Source organism: Rhodococcus sp. WB1, from assembly GCF_001700945.1.
Lineage (GTDB): Bacteria > Actinomycetota > Actinomycetes > Mycobacteriales > Mycobacteriaceae > Rhodococcus > Rhodococcus aetherivorans.
Genome location: NZ_CP015529.1, coordinates 2,742,746 through 2,756,779, shown reverse-complemented (window position 1 = coordinate 2,756,779; position 14,034 = coordinate 2,742,746). Strand labels below are relative to the sequence as shown.

Sequence of the window (14,034 nt, the reverse complement as noted above, 5' to 3'; positions counted from 1 at the left end):
CGAGAACTCCGTCGGTTCGGTGACATCTACGGGCCGGCCGTACCGAGCCGGCTCGTCAGCCAGTTCACCATGGCCTCGGCGAGCACGTCCCTGTTCTCGCGTTTGACGATGTCGTGGCCCTCGTCGTCGAACAGGAGGAACTCGGCGATCCCACCCCGGTCCCGTACCGCGGCGACGATCTGCTCCGACTCGCTGACCGGCACGTTGGTGTCGTGCGCCCCGTGCACCACGAGCAGGGGTGCCTGCAGTTCCGCGATCCGGTGGATGGGGGAGAGCTCGCGCAGCAGTTCCCGGTCGTGCACCGGATGCCCGTACTTGGGGTAGGCCGCCGCCGCGATCCACGGCTCGGTGTTGGCGTAGAAACTCTCGAGGTCGCTCATCCCGCAGATCGCTATCCCGGCGGCGAACAACTCGGCGTGGAAGGTCAGCGATGCCAGCGTCAGGTAGCCGCCGTACGATCTGCCCGCGCACGCCACCCGGGCGGGATCGGCGATGCCGTGGTCGACGAGGTACTGCACGCAGTCGGCCACGTCGTCGATCCCGGCGAACCGCCCGTAGCGGTCGTCGGCGTGCATGAACGTCCGCCCGAAACCGCCGGACCCGCGCACGTTCGTCCCGAAGACCGTGAATCCCGCCGCCACGATCGCCGGGTAGTAGTCGCTGTATCCGGGCCGTTCCTGGGCTTCCGGTCCGCCATGGAAGTACAGCAGCACCGGGCCCGGGCCGCCGCCCTGCGCCCGATACAGCCAACCCGAGAGCGGCGTCCCGTCCCCTGCCGGGAACTCGAGCAGCGTCGGCAGATCGTCGTCGTCCATCCGGGTCCGCGCGGCCTCCGCGGGGCCCCACTCCCCGGTCCGCGGATCGACGATCTCCACCGAAGGCGGCATTCCGGGACCCTGCACGGTCACCGCCAGCAGCGAGCCGTCCGCGCTGATGCTCAGTTCGGACGCCACCAGTCCGGGCAACCCGAGAGGGTCGTCGAGCGAGCCGTCCGCCAGGTGCAGGATCTGCAGCTGGCTCAGACCCTTGTGGTTCCACAGCAGGGCTACCGTGCTGTGGTCGTCGCTCACGGCGAACTCGTCGAGATCGCCGTCCTCCCGCTCGGCCAGCACCCGGTACGACACGCCCTCCGACGACACCGCCACGCCCAGCAGCCGCGCGAACTCCGCGCCGTTGTCGCTGCGCACCAGCGAACGCAGATATCTCTCCGGTTCGCCGTCGCTGGACGCCCACGGCGAACGAAGCTGGTCCACCATGCCGAGCAGCCGATGGTCGTCGAGAATGACCCCGGCGTCCGTGGTGGAACCGACGTCGTTGGGTAGCAGCGCAATCCGCGTGCCGTCCTCGTGCAGCAGCAGCAACTCCCGGTGGCCGCGCGGACCGACCCGCAGCAGCGCCGACCCCGCCCACGCGTCGACGAGGTGACCGCCGACGCGGCGATCGAGCACCACGGTGTCCTGGGTGTGCGGGTCCACCAGCCGGGATTCCGCCACCCCCTCCTCGTCGGTGGCGACCGTCGCCACCCGGTTCCCGTCCCACCCGACGAGTTCCGTCGACGAGTCCCCGGCCGACCCGAGGCGGCGGGCGCCGCGGTCGTCGGGGTCGGTGCTCACCACCCATACCTGGGTGCGCGTACCGGCGTCGGGCGCCACCTCGCACGCCAGCCAACGGCCGTCCGCCGAGTGCATGATCCGGGTGACCGGCCCGTCCACCGGCAACTCGACCCACCGCGCCGCGCTCGTGGCGCGGCCGGACAGGAACCGCTGCACCGCACGGGGATAGCCGCCGTCGTCGACGAGATGAGCGATCGCCGTGCCGTCCGGCGCGACCGACGCACCCGACGTGAAGCGGATGTGGCGGGGCTGTGCCGCCGCGGCGGTCGTCGCGGCATCCGGTGTTCGCGCCACCGAGGTCATCTCCGTCTCGCCGCTCACAGCTGTTCCATTTCCTGGAGCCACATTTCCAGCAGGGCCACCTGCCACAGGGCGTTCGCCCCGAGGGTGGTGCGATGCCGGTTCGGGTCGGCGAGCAGCGCGTCGAGTGCTTCGGGCCGGTACAGCCCGCGGTCGCGGGCGCTCCGGCTGTGCACTGCGTCGCGCACCAGGGTCAGTACGTCCCCGTCGAGGTGCCGGATGCCCGGCACCGGGAAGTAGCCCTTGGTCCGGTCGATGATCTCCGCCGGCAGGTGCTTGCGGCTCGCCTCCTTGAGGACGCCCTTGCCGCCGGAGGCCAGCTTCAGTTCGGGCGGGCAGGTCGCGGCCAGTTCGACGAAGTCGTGGTCGAGGAACGGCACCCGCCCCTCGAGGCCCCACGCCATCGTCATCGTGTCGACCCGCTTGACCGGGTCTTCGATCAGCATGACCGTCGTGTCGAGACGCAGCGCCGCATCGACCGCCGTCGCCGCCCCCGCCGCGGCGTGCTGCTCGGCCAGGAACTCGCCACTCGCGTCGTGATCGAGGGAGTACCGAGGGTCGAGCAGCGCGACGATGTCGGCGTGGGTACGGTCGGCGAACACCTTCGCGTACGCCTCGGCGGACCGTTCCCGGGCCACCTCCGTCAGCGGCGGATACCAGTCGTAGCCGGCGAGGATCTCGTCGGCGCCCTGCCCGGACTGCACCACCTTCACCGACTTGCTCACCTCCTCCGACAGCAGGTAGAACGCCACGCAGTCGTGGCTGACCATCGGCTCGCTCATCGCCGCCACGGTCTTCGGCACCGCCGGCAACAGCCGGGACGAGTCGATGTGGATCTTGTGATGGACGGTGCCGAACCTCCGCGCCACGAGATCGGAGTAGACATACTCGTCCCCGGATTCGCCACCGGCCGGATCGAATCCGATGCTGAACGTGGCCAGGTCTCGCTGGCCCTGCTCCGCGAGCAACGCCACGACCAGGCTCGAGTCGATGCCTCCCGAGAGCAGCACCCCCACCGGCACGTCGGCGACCATTCGCCGGCTCACCGCGGTCCGCAGCGAATCCAGCAGTGCTTCCTGCCAATCCACGGCCGTCCACGTCGTCCGCGCGGGGTCCCGCGTGAATGCGGGCTCCCAATAGCGGTGCTCGGTGCTGCCACCGTCGGGCTCGATCACCCGCACGGTCGCCGGCGGCAGCTTCCGGATCCCCCGCAGCATCGTGTGCGGTGCGGGCACCACCGAGTGGAAGCTCAGGTAGTGGTGCAGCGCGACGCGATCGACGGTGGTGTCGACCTCGCCGGCGCGGAGCAACGCCGGCACGGTGGAGGCGAAGCGCAACCGTCCCGGGCCCTCCGCCAGATAGAGCGGCTTGATGCCGAGCCGGTCGCGGGCCAGGGTCACCGCGCCGGTGTCGGTGTCGTGCACGGCGAATGCGAACATGCCCTTGAAGTGCTGCACGCATTCCGCGCCCCAACGGTGGAAGCTCTTGAGCACCACCTCGCTGTCCGCCGTCGAGAAGAACCGGTAGCCGGCCCCCTCCAGTTCCGAGCGCAGCTCCCGGTAGTTGTAGATGCACCCGTTGAAGACCAGTGCCAACCCGAGCTCACTGTCGATCATCGGCTGGCTGCCGCGCGCCGACAGGTCGATGATCGTCAGCCGCCGATGCCCGAACGCCACCGATCCGCGCGCGTGGAGGCCGGCCGCATCGGGGCCCCGGGCGCTCATGGCGTCGGTCATCCGCCCGACCGCGGCCACGTCCGGGGGAGCCCCGTCGAAGCGCATCTCCCCACACACACCGCACATCGTGCTCTCCTTCCGGCTCACGCCCTCCGGTTATTCGTCGCTGCCCGCGCCGCGTGGGGGACCGAGCACCCAGGTGTCCTTCCCCCCGCCGCCCCGGGACGAATTGACGACCATGCTCCCGATGGGGGCCACCCGGGTCAGCGCCGCCGGAGCGACGTGGGCACGCACCGACGGCCCCTCGGCCCGAAGATGAACGAATGCGCGCAGGTCGATATGGTGCGGAAACAGGCCGCTCCCGTCGAACGTCGGATGCGTCGACAACGGCACGACCTCCTGCGCGACGTATCGCTCCGGGTGGGTGAGCAGGTCCCGACGCCGCTCCAGCAGTTCGTGTCGCGACGCTTCCGGGCCGATGGTGATTCCGGCGCCGCCGAACCCGTCGATCGGCTTGACCACCAGCTCCGCCAACCGGTCGAGGACGTAGTCGCGTTGCTCACGCTCGGCGCACACCCACGTGGGTACCTGCTCGAGGATCGGCTTCTCGCCGAGGTAGTACTCGATCATTGCCGGCACATACGAATAGACGGCCTTGTCGTCCCCGACCCCGTTCCCCAGGGCATTGGCGATCGTCACGTTGCCGGCCTGCAGCGCGGCCCGAAGCCCCCTGCGCAGCGGGTGCCCGTCGTGCCCGATCGAGGACAGCAGCATGTCCTCGTCGAGGCGGACGTACAGCACGTCCACTCGCGTGGCCTCGCGGCCCCGGTGTCGGTACACGACGTCGTCGCGTACCGACAGTTCCCCGGTCAGCACGAGGGGCAGTCCGGACTTCTCGGCGAGCAACCGGTGCTCGAACCATGCCGAGTCCTTCCACCCGGCGCTGAGCAGCGCCACGGAGACGCCCGGTCCCGCGGCCGCGGCGGGCGCCGCCGCCTGCAGCGTCTGCCGCGTCATCTCCGGCATCGAGTCCACGGACATCACGTCGGCCGGCATGCCGAGGGCCCCGAGGAACCGTGTCGTCATCGCGCGATGCGCCATCGCATACCCCACGCCCGACGGCACCCGCAGGTTGTCCTCGAGCACCACGAAGTCGCCCGGGCCCGTGCTGACGAGGTCGATCCCGCAGATGTGGGCGCGCACCGGGGGATTTGCTGCGGCGGCCCCGGTGGCCCGATAGCCCGGGGCACGGTCGAGCAACTCGGAGGGAATCACCCCGTCCCGCACCGCGGCCTGCTCGCCGTAGATGTCGCCGAGGAAGGCGTTGAGGGCCAGGGCGCGTTGCTGCAAACCCGGGATCAGGTGCGACCATTCGGTGTGCGGGACGATGCGCGGGACGATGTCCATGGGAAAGACCTGGGCACGATCCTCGCCGCTCACCCGGAACGTCACGCCGTCGACGCTCTGTTCCCGGTCGATGGACTCCTGGATGCGGCGCAGTTCGGCCGCACCGACCCGCGCCACCGCGGCCAGGACCGCCTCGTACTCGCGTCGGGGACGCCCGCCGACCTCGACGGCCTCGTCGTACCGGTCGTCCACGTCGCCCGCTCGCAGCGGAACGTAGCCGTGGAGCAGGGTTGCACCGGGATCGGCGATCTCCGGCACCGCGCGCACGCGCCCCGCGGTTTCGTCGAGAAGCAGGTCCACCACGTCGGTCAGGCGGCCCCGTCGGCGCAGCACCCGCCGCTGGCGGGCGGCCGAACTGCCGACCTGCAGGGCGGTCTCCGCGAGCTCCGACACCAGGGCCCAGTCGTCGTTCCCCTCGAGCTGGGGCCGGAGCGACCGGATCAGTCCGTCGACGATCTCCCGTGCCGGCCGCGGGGTGGCCGACCGCACGTCGACCAGAGGACCCTCGAGGCCGGAGCGCGAGGCGCGCCACATGGCGGCGCGCACCAGGGTCGGCGAGACGTCGAGCCCCGGGACACCGGCCCGAAGGTCGGTCACCTCCCGATCGACCAGGGCGCGGAACAGCCCGGCTATCAGCGTGATCGTGTCCACCGACGGGCAACTGTCGCACACGCGCAGCTCGAGGGTCGGATACCGGTCCGACGGGCGGAGATCGAAGTACACCATGCCCGGGTCGGTGATCACGCCGGTCGAGACCAGGTCCGCGATGAGCTTGTCGTACTCGGCGGCCGACGACACCGGCGCGGCCGGCCCGGTACTCGGCCACCGGATCCACACCAGGTTGCGGACGCTGGCATATCCGGTGTCCGTGCCGTCGGCCCAGAACGGCGAGCTCGCGCTCAGGGCGAGGAAGATCGGCAGGAACGGGGCGACCCGATTGGCGACCTGCACCGCCTCGTCCCGGTCGGGAATGTCCACGTGCACCTGGGTGCCGCAGATCAGCTGCTCGCGGGCCAGGAGCTGGTAGTCGGCCAGCATGCGGCGATACCGCGGCGTCTCGGTGACCTGCATCTCCGCGGGCACGGCCAGTGGGACCGCGCCCGCGGCGGCGATGCCGAGGCCGAGCTCGGCGGCGGTGTCGACGAGAACGGACCGGCGGTGCACCAGATCTGCGCGGAGACCCGCGAGATCCGGAAACACGCCGCTGTTGACCTCGACGACGCAGCGCTGCAGTTCCTCGACGTAGACGTCGCCGGGCAGGCGCGCGAGCAGTTCCGGGGCGCGCGGCGTGAGACGCCGAGTCTTCGCGTCGATGAGGTGGAATTCCTCCTCGACACCAAGCTTGCGGGCACCGCCACCGAACATGCGTTTACACGCTACGCGGCCCGGATCGTCCTCGCAGAAGGAAACCGCGGGTCACGGACACCAGCGTGGCCGTCGACCGTGTCCCCGCCCCGCGCGCCGGGGCGGGGGACTCGGAATCACCAGTCGTCGCCGGCCCCGATCACCGGGGCGGTCGCCGGCGGCACCTCGCCGATCACGGCGGTGGTGTTCGCCGCGGTCACCAGGATCGTCGGACGCGCCCGTCGCGGAGCGTCCTCGTCGGCGCGTCCGGTGCCCGGGACGGCGGCGGGGAGCGGATGACGTGCGGCCGCAGCTGCGGCCGTCACCGGAGCGGACGTGGGCGGTCGCGGGCCCGACGGCGTGCCGGCGGGACCCCCGCCCGCGGTCCCCAGCGCCACGGCGCCTCCCGCGCCCAGCGCCACGGCGCTTCCGGCGCCCGGTGCAACGGCGCTTCCGGCACCCGGTGCCACGGCGCCTCCGGCGCCCGGTGCCACGGCGCCGGTGCTCACCGGTGCGGTCGCGGCGGTCATCGTGGGGCCGGCGGTGACGGTGCCACCCCCGAACGCCGCGGCGTGCGTCTGCGCGGGAAGGTCGTCGGACACACCGACCGCGCCGGCGACGGTGTCTACGGCTCCCGTGGCCGCCGCTGCGACGTCGGCCGGAGCCGGCAGGCAGGGCGCGGCGACGGGGGCGGGCACGGCGATGGGTGCGGCGAGGGCGTTCATCGCCGTGGTGTAGCCGAGAAGCTCACCGCGGGTACGCGCGACCACCGCCAGTGCCGCGGATACATGCTCGGCGGCGGCGGTGAGCAGCGCGATCTGACCCGGCGGCGTCAGCGCGACGGGCGCGGTCGCGGTGGCGAAGGCCAGGAAGGACTGGGCGATCCCGCCGAGTTCGACGTTGCCCCGCTCGACACTCGCGGTGGCGGCGCGCGTGACGGCCCCGATTTCGTCGCCCCGTTCGCTCAGCTCGACCGCGGTGACCTGGGCCTGGCGACCCTTGTCGAGCGCCGCCTCGGCGGGTGCGCCCGCCCACGAGTCCGGCAGCGCGTGCAGTGCCGTGCGGGCCAGCGACGCCGCGCCGTCGAGCATCCGCGACGACTGCTGCAGGACCGCCGACGGATCGAGCGCGTCGACGATGCCGGTACCGAACAGGTCGCCGAGGTCGCGCAGTGGACGCAGCATTTCGTCGATTCCCGGCACTGCCGGAATCGGAAGAGACTGCAGCACTTCGGTTATCGCGTCGAGCTCGGGTTCGGGCGACCACGACGGCGGGGCCGGCGGCGCGGGCAGCGGCAGGTCGAGGGCCGGGCCGGCGGGGGACGCGCGCAGTGCGTCGAGGACGGTGGGCGAAGCGACCGGCGTCTCCTGTGCGATCACCGCGCGCCCCCGAGTCCCGCGGCGACCGCGGCGTCGAGCGCCTCGTACCGGGTGGCGGCGTCGTGCGCGGCGGCACCGCCGGACGCGTAGACGTATGCCAGCTGCGCGACGGTGCGGGTGTGCGCACCCTGCGTGACGGCGAACGCCGCGACGAAGTCCGCGCCGATCAGGCCCATGGCGGGGCTCAGCGACGAGACGTTGGCCTGCAGATCTATTGCGCCCGCGCGGGCGACCTCCTCCGCGGCGCGCAGGGATGTGCTGCCGAAGGCCCGGACCCCGTCGGGTACGACACGGACGCCGCCTCCCGTCGAGAACGAGCCGACAGCGTCGAGTAAACCGCTCATGATGACCCCCCAATCAGATTCGCGTGGGCAGCACTCTAACTCGAGTCGGCGACACGGGCGACGAGCGTGCGGGCGACGTCGCGCACGGGCTCTGCGGGCGCGGTGAATCCGAGCACGCGCAGCGCCGCCTCCGCCAGCACGTCGGGCAGGTCGGCGACGGCGTCCGTGCCCCGGTCCGCGCGGATGTTGATGGCGGATTCGACCAGCCGGAACGGCAGATCGGCGCGCGGGTCGTCGGCGTCCGCGCCGGCGCCGAGGCGGTCGAGGACGGCGACCGTGAGCCGCCGGTAGCACTCGCGCAGACCGGTCCGGGCGGTGTGGAACTGTGCGAAGCGCTCGGTGCGCACCTCCGGAAGCAGGTACAGCGCACCGAGATTCCAGCGTCCCGCGACGAGCTGCGCGGTGTCGAACAGCGCCAGGGCGTACAGCCGCGCCTCGGCGGGCGCGTCGTCGCCGAGGTGCTCGCAGAACGACAGGGTGGGGGCGACGGTCTGCTCGAGCAGCGCCGCGAGGATGTCGTCCTTGGTGGCGAAGTGGTTGTACAGGGAGGCCTGCCGGACGCCGACCGCCTCGGCCACGAGCCGCGTCGAGGTCGACGCGAATCCACGGGTGGTGAACAGTTCTGCTGCGGCGTCGAGAATTTCGGCGCGCGCGGTGGAACCGGGCCGGCGTGGCCGGTGCAGTCGGGGGCGTCCGGGACGGGCGTGGGTCACGTCCTCGACGATGGCACAGATCGGACGGTGACAGCGCCCCGGGCGGGCGGTGAGCAGACCGTCACACGGAGGAAACGTCGGTCACGAACTCGTTACGCCGCGGTCATTCGGACAAGACGTGACCTCGCGAAAACTGTCACTCGACAGTTTTTCGACGGTCACCCGGCCGCCGCCACCGCGCACAGAAACGGACACCGCCATGAGCCTGACGCTCACCCGGCCGGCTGCCGCTGCACCGACCGCCTCGCACCAGGACGCGGGCGACTTGGGCGAATTCGGCTACCAGCAGCAGCTGCACCGCAACCTCGGCAAGTTCGCCTCCTTCGCCGCCGGCTTCTCGTTCGTCTCCATCCTGACGACCATCTTCCAGCTGTTCGGCCTCGGCTTCGGCTTCGGCGGCCCCGCCTTCTTCTGGACGTGGGTGGTGGTCTTCGCCGGTCAGTTCATGGTCGCCCTGAACTTCGCCGAACTCGCGGCGCGCTATCCGATCTCCGGGGCGATCTATCAATGGGCCCGCCGGATGGGCGGCGAGGTGGTCGGCTGGTTCGCCGGCTGGTTCATGATCCTCGCCCAGATGGTCACCGCCTCGGCCGCCGCGATCGCCCTGCAGGTGGTCCTGCCGAACATCTGGAGCGGATTCCAGATCATCGGCGACGACCCGTCGCTGACCTCCTCCTCCGGCGCCGCCAATGCCGTCCTGCTCGGCTCGGTGCTGCTCGTGCTCACCACGATCATCAACAGCATCGGCGTGAACTGGATGTCGCGGATCAACAGCATCGGCGTCACCTGCGAGATCGTCGGTGTCGTCGCCGTGATCGGCATGTTCTTCACCCACGCCGTCCGCGGCCCGCAGGTCGTCCTCGACACCGGCGTCACCGGGGAGGCCCCCGGCTACGGCTGGGCGTGGATCGTCTCGGGCCTCATGGCCGCGTACGTCATGGTCGGCTTCGGCTCGGCCGGCGAACTCGCCGAGGAGACCCGCAACCCGCGGCGCGTCGCACCCCGCACCATCCGCCTCGCCCTGTCGGTCTCCGCCCTCGGCGGCGGCCTGATGATCCTCGGCGCCCTCATGGCCGCCCCCAGCCTCACCGACGGCCGCCTCGCCGCCGAGGGCCTGCCCTACGTGCTCGGCGCCATCCTGTCCTCACCGTGGGGCACGCTGCTCCTCGTCGACGTCGCCATCGCCGTGTTCATCTGCACCCTCGCCATCCAGACCGCCGCGTCGCGCCTGATCTTCTCGATGGCCCGCGACGAGCGCCTGCCCGCGTCGAAGATCCTCTCGCACGTCAACGCCCGCACCGGCACCCCCATCGCGCCGGCCGTGCTGATCGGCGTGGTGTGCATCGGCATCCTCGCGGTCAACATGGGCAACAGCGCGATCTTCGCGACTCTGTCGAGCGTGTGCATCGTGCTCATCTACCTCGCGTACCTGATGGTCACCGTGCCGCTGCTGCTGCGCCGGCTGCGCGGTTGGCCGCACGACGGCACGGCGACCGACGCCGACGGCGACCCGCTGTTCTCCCTCGGCCGATGGGGCCTGCCCGTCAACGCCCTTGCCGTCGCGTACGGCCTGCTGATGGTGATCAACCTGTCCTGGCCGCGCGCCGAGATCTTCAACCCGGACGGCACCATGCCGCTGCTGCAGTGGGCCGCACCGCTCACCGTCGCCGCCGTCGTCGCTCTGGGCGCCCTGTGCTTCCCGCGCCGCGCCGCGCACCCGAACCCCGTCACGATCGGAGCCTGAGATGACCGGCGTCCTCGACACCGCCACCACCCACGCCGCCAAGGCGCACGCCCGCGCGCAGGCCGGCACCGTCACCGACGGCATGCCCACCGTGCCCGCCACCGCGTACCCCACCCCGCCCGGCGGCCGCACCGCCGCCATGACCTGGGCGGAGACCGTGCCCGGCGGCCGTTACACCGCCAAGGTCCTCGCCCGCGGCACCCGGCTGCGGCTGCGTGACATCGACGGCGCCGCCTGCGCCCACCTGCTGCTCTTCCGCGCCGACGCCCCGCACGAGCGGCTCAACGTCGCCGACACCGTCAAGGTGCCGTGGCAGGCCTACCTCGGCGTCGGGCACCCGCTGCTGTCGGACCAGGGCCGGGTGCTCGCCACCGTCGTCGCCGACACATCCGGCCGCCACGACGCCCTGTGCGGCACCACGAACCTCGCCGGGAACACGGCGAAATACGGGGCGGGCAGCCTGCATTCGCACGCCCCCGCCGGGCGGGAGCTGTTCACCGTCGCCGCCGCGAAGCACGGCCTCGCCCCGCGCGACCTGCCGCCGTCCCTCTCGTTCTTCCACGGCGTGCGCGTCGCGGCCGACGGGGCCCTGACCAGCACCGGCACCGCCGGCGCCGGAGCCTGCGTCGAGCTGCTGATCCACCTGCCGGTGATCGCACTCATCGCCAACACCGCCCACCCCCTCGACCCGGCACCCGGGTTCCCCACCACCACCCTCGAGGTGCTCGCCTGGCACGCCCCGCGTGACCTCGACACCCTGCCGAACACGGACCCCGAATACCGGCGCGCCGTCCTCAACACCGAGGACGCCTGGACTGCCGCCACCGGAACGGAGCACTGATCATGACCTCGACCCTCGACCTGCCGGCGCTCGTCCCCGGGACCGTGATCCGCGACGAGATCGCCGGCGCCCGCGGACCGTGGTCGGCCGTCGTCGCCGCCGGCGACGTGCTCACCATCGTCGATCTGCACGGCAACCAGGCCGTCGACACCCTGATCTACGACGCCCACGACACCACCGTCCGCTACAGCGCCGCCGCCACCGTCGCCGCGCAGGGCAACCTGTTCCTCACCGCCGGCTCGGTGCTGCGCGCCGCCGACGGCGAGGAACTGATGACCCTCGTCGCCGACGAGGTCGGCAACCACGACACCGTCGGCGGCGCCTGCTCGCAGGAGTCGAACACCCTGCGCTACGGCCACCACACCAAGCACCAGCACGCCTGCGTCGAGAACTTCCTCGTCGAGGGTGCCCGGTGGGGCCTGGGCAAACGCGACCTGGTGTCCAACATCAACTTCTTCATGAACGTGCCCGTCGACCCCGACGGCACCCTCGGCATCGTCGACGGACTCTCCGCGCCCGGCAAGCGCCTCGCACTGCGCGCCGACCGCGACGTGCTCGTCCTCGTCTCCAACTGCCCGCAGATCAACAATCCGTGCAACGGTTTCGACCCCACCACGGTGCGGATGATCGTCACCCGACCGGAGGCCCGACCGTCATGACCACCAAGATCACCGTCGACCGTCCCGGCATGCTCACCACGGTGCAGGACTATCCGGGCCGCACCGGGTACTGGCAGATCGGGGTCCCGCCCTCCGGCCCGATGGACGACCTGTCGTTCCGACTCGGCAACGCCGCACTCGGCAACCCCGAGGGCGCGGCCGGCCTCGAATCCACCATGGCCGGGCCGGCCCTGCGCTTCACCGATGCCACCGAGGTGTGCGTCACCGGCGCCCCGGCGACCGTGACGGTGAACGGCACGGTGGTCCCGCAGTGGCGTCCCGTCACCGTCCCCGCCGGCGGCGTGCTCGACGTCGGCGCCGTCGCCGGCCCAGGCCTGCGCGTGTACGTACTCGTCGGCGGCGGACTCGACGTCCCCGAATTCCTCGGCAGCGCAGCCACCTTCACCCTCGGAAGGTTCGGCGGCCACGAGGGCCGCACCCTCACCGAGGGCGACGTGCTCGTCGTCGGGGAGGTCGCGACCGGCGCGGCCGTCCCGGTGCCGGCCGAACACGTGCCAGCCATGACCGCCCGCTGGGAGATCGCCGTCACCGAGGGCCCGCACGGCGCTCCGGAGTTCTTCACCCGCAGCGACATCGACACGCTCTACGCCACCGACTACGAGGTGCACTTCAACTCCGACCGCACCGGCGTGCGCCTGACCGGGCCGAAGCCGCAGTGGGCACGCACCGACGGCGGGGAGGCCGGCCTGCACCCGTCCAACATCCACGACAACGCGTACTCCGTCGGTGCGCTCGACTTCACCGGTGACACCCCCATCCTCCTCGGGCCGGACGGCCCGAGCCTGGGCGGATTCGTCTGTCCCGTCACCGTCGTCGCCGCGGACCGGTGGAAGCTCGGCCAGCTCGCGCCCGGGCACACGGTGCGGTTCGTGCCTGTCCGCGCCGAGCACGCCGCGTCGCGCCGCGCGCTCGGCGTCGCCCGTCGCGCCGGGCTGTCGCTGGTGGTCTCGCCCGGCGGCGACGGCGACGACGGCGTCCTCGCCCGCCGCGACGGCGACACCGCCGTCACCTACCGGCGCAGCGGCGACGACAACGTCCTGGTCGAATACGGTGACATGACGCTCGATCTCGCGCTGCGGGCCCGCGTGCACGCGCTGCACCGGCGGCTCGACACCGAACGCCCCGCGGGCCTGCTCGAACTCACCCCCGGCATCCGGTCGCTCCAGGTCAAGGTCGACCCCGACGTGCTGCCGGTGCCGACGCTGCTCGATCTGCTCGCCGAGGCCGAGGAGCAGCTCCCGGCGAGCGACGAGCTCGTGGTGCCGAGCCGGCGGGTGCGCCTGCCCCTGTCGTGGGACGACCCGGCCACCCGCGAGGCGATCCAGCGGTACATGCACGGGGTGCGGGCGGATGCGCCGTGGTGCCCGTGGAACATCGAGTTCATCCGCCGGATGAACGGCCTCGATTCGGTGAACGACGTGTTCGACACCGTCTTCGCCGCCGACTACATGGTGCTCGGTCTCGGCGACGTGTACCTCGGGGCGCCGGTCGCGACCCCGCTCGACCCGCGGCACCGGCTCGTGACGACCAAGTACAACCCGGCCCGCACGTGGACGCCGGAGAACGCCGTCGGCATCGGCGGGGCGTACCTGTGCATCTACGGCATGGAGGGCCCGGGTGGCTACCAGTTCGTCGGCCGCACGACCCAGGTGTGGAACCACCGCCACCCGCAGGCCGCGGGCCCGTTCGAGGCCGGCACACCGTGGCTGCTGCGCTTCTTCGACCGGATCTCCTGGTATCCCGTCGAACCGGAGGAGCTGATGGACCTGCGCGCCGACCTCGCGGCGGGCCGCGGCGGGGGAGTGGACATCACCGACGGCACGTTCTCCCTGGCCGAGCATCAGCGGTTCCTGGCCGGCAACGCCGCGTCGATCGACGCCTTCCAGCAGGTGCAGTCGGTGGCGTTCGCCGCCGAGCGCGCCCGCTGGGAGGCCGCGGGCGCGTAGCACCGGTGTGTCCTTCGGGCTGTTCCTGCCGCCCGAAGGACGCACCG

General features: G+C 71.8%; 10 protein-coding genes. 4 read left to right on the top strand and 6 right to left on the bottom strand.

Annotated features, from left to right (window positions below; genetic code table 11):
* Positions 1 to 26 precede the first annotated feature (26 nt).
* The 6 genes from A4U64_RS12105 to A4U64_RS12080 form a co-directional block, all read right to left on the bottom strand.
* The gene (locus A4U64_RS12105; RefSeq protein WP_065923482.1) at positions 27 to 1,916 is read right to left on the bottom strand and encodes an alpha/beta hydrolase family protein; all 1,890 of its coding nucleotides are present in this window, start codon (positions 1,914 to 1,916) and stop codon (positions 27 to 29) included.
* Positions 1,917 to 1,930: 14 nt separating this feature from the next.
* Positions 1,931 to 3,715: an N-acetylglutaminylglutamine amidotransferase gene (locus tag A4U64_RS12100; RefSeq protein WP_065923481.1), complete on the bottom strand. Its 1,785-nt coding sequence runs from the start codon at positions 3,713 to 3,715 to the stop codon at positions 1,931 to 1,933.
* Between the two features lie 30 nt (positions 3,716 to 3,745).
* Positions 3,746 to 6,361 (bottom strand): carboxylate--amine ligase/circularly permuted type 2 ATP-grasp protein, encoded by a 2,616-nt coding sequence (locus A4U64_RS12095; RefSeq protein ID WP_065922604.1) that lies wholly within the window; start codon positions 6,359 to 6,361, stop codon positions 3,746 to 3,748.
* A gap of 116 nt (positions 6,362 to 6,477) precedes the next feature.
* Positions 6,478 to 7,719 (bottom strand): hypothetical protein, encoded by a 1,242-nt coding sequence (locus tag A4U64_RS12090; RefSeq protein ID WP_065922603.1) that lies wholly within the window; start codon positions 7,717 to 7,719, stop codon positions 6,478 to 6,480.
* A complete protein-coding gene (locus tag A4U64_RS12085; RefSeq protein WP_065922602.1) occupies positions 7,716 to 8,063 on the bottom strand; it encodes a type VII secretion target in 348 nt (115 codons plus the stop codon). Before A4U64_RS12085 ends, A4U64_RS12090 begins: the two co-directional genes overlap by 4 nt.
* A 35-nt stretch (positions 8,064 to 8,098) precedes the next feature.
* Complete coding sequence (locus tag A4U64_RS12080) at positions 8,099 to 8,776, bottom strand: TetR/AcrR family transcriptional regulator (protein ID WP_065922601.1); 678 nt, start codon at positions 8,774 to 8,776, stop codon at positions 8,099 to 8,101.
* Between the two features lie 199 nt (positions 8,777 to 8,975).
* Between A4U64_RS12080 and A4U64_RS12075 the strand changes: the two genes are divergently transcribed.
* From A4U64_RS12075 to A4U64_RS12060, 4 genes are read left to right on the top strand one after another with little or no spacing between them, the layout of a single operon-like run.
* Entirely contained in the window at positions 8,976 to 10,520 is a 1,545-nt protein-coding gene (locus A4U64_RS12075; RefSeq protein WP_037200858.1) for an amino acid permease, read from the top strand.
* A gap of 1 nt (position 10,521) precedes the next feature.
* Entirely contained in the window at positions 10,522 to 11,361 is an 840-nt protein-coding gene (locus A4U64_RS12070) for an urea amidolyase associated protein UAAP1 (protein WP_050035160.1), read from the top strand.
* A 2-nt stretch (positions 11,362 to 11,363) separates the two neighbouring features.
* Positions 11,364 to 12,020 carry an urea amidolyase associated protein UAAP2 gene (locus tag A4U64_RS12065; RefSeq protein WP_006930633.1) on the top strand — a complete coding sequence of 219 codons (657 nt, stop codon included), beginning with the start codon at positions 11,364 to 11,366 and terminating at the stop codon, positions 12,018 to 12,020.
* Positions 12,017 to 13,987 (top strand): 5-oxoprolinase/urea amidolyase family protein, encoded by a 1,971-nt coding sequence (locus A4U64_RS12060; protein WP_006930635.1) that lies wholly within the window; start codon positions 12,017 to 12,019, stop codon positions 13,985 to 13,987. The genes A4U64_RS12065 and A4U64_RS12060 overlap by 4 nt, the downstream gene beginning before the upstream one ends.
* Positions 13,988 to 14,034 lie beyond the last annotated feature (47 nt).

Excerpts from the sequence above, each read along its gene's own strand:
- A4U64_RS12105 (WP_065923482.1), bottom strand. The coding sequence starts at position 1,916 with ATGACCTCGGTGGCGCGAACACCGGATGCCGCGACGACCGCCGCGGCG.
- A4U64_RS12100 (WP_065923481.1), bottom strand. The coding sequence starts at position 3,715 with ATGTGCGGTGTGTGTGGGGAGATGCGCTTCGACGGGGCTCCCCCGGAC.
- A4U64_RS12095 (WP_065922604.1), bottom strand. The coding sequence starts at position 6,361 with ATGTTCGGTGGCGGTGCCCGCAAGCTTGGTGTCGAGGAGGAATTCCAC.
- A4U64_RS12085 (WP_065922602.1), bottom strand. The coding sequence starts at position 8,063 with ATGAGCGGTTTACTCGACGCTGTCGGCTCGTTCTCGACGGGAGGCGGC.
- A4U64_RS12075 (WP_037200858.1), top strand. The coding sequence starts at position 8,976 with ATGAGCCTGACGCTCACCCGGCCGGCTGCCGCTGCACCGACCGCCTCG.
- A4U64_RS12070 (WP_050035160.1), top strand. The coding sequence starts at position 10,522 with ATGACCGGCGTCCTCGACACCGCCACCACCCACGCCGCCAAGGCGCAC.
- A4U64_RS12065 (WP_006930633.1), top strand. The coding sequence starts at position 11,364 with ATGACCTCGACCCTCGACCTGCCGGCGCTCGTCCCCGGGACCGTGATC.
- A4U64_RS12060 (WP_006930635.1), top strand. The coding sequence starts at position 12,017 with ATGACCACCAAGATCACCGTCGACCGTCCCGGCATGCTCACCACGGTG.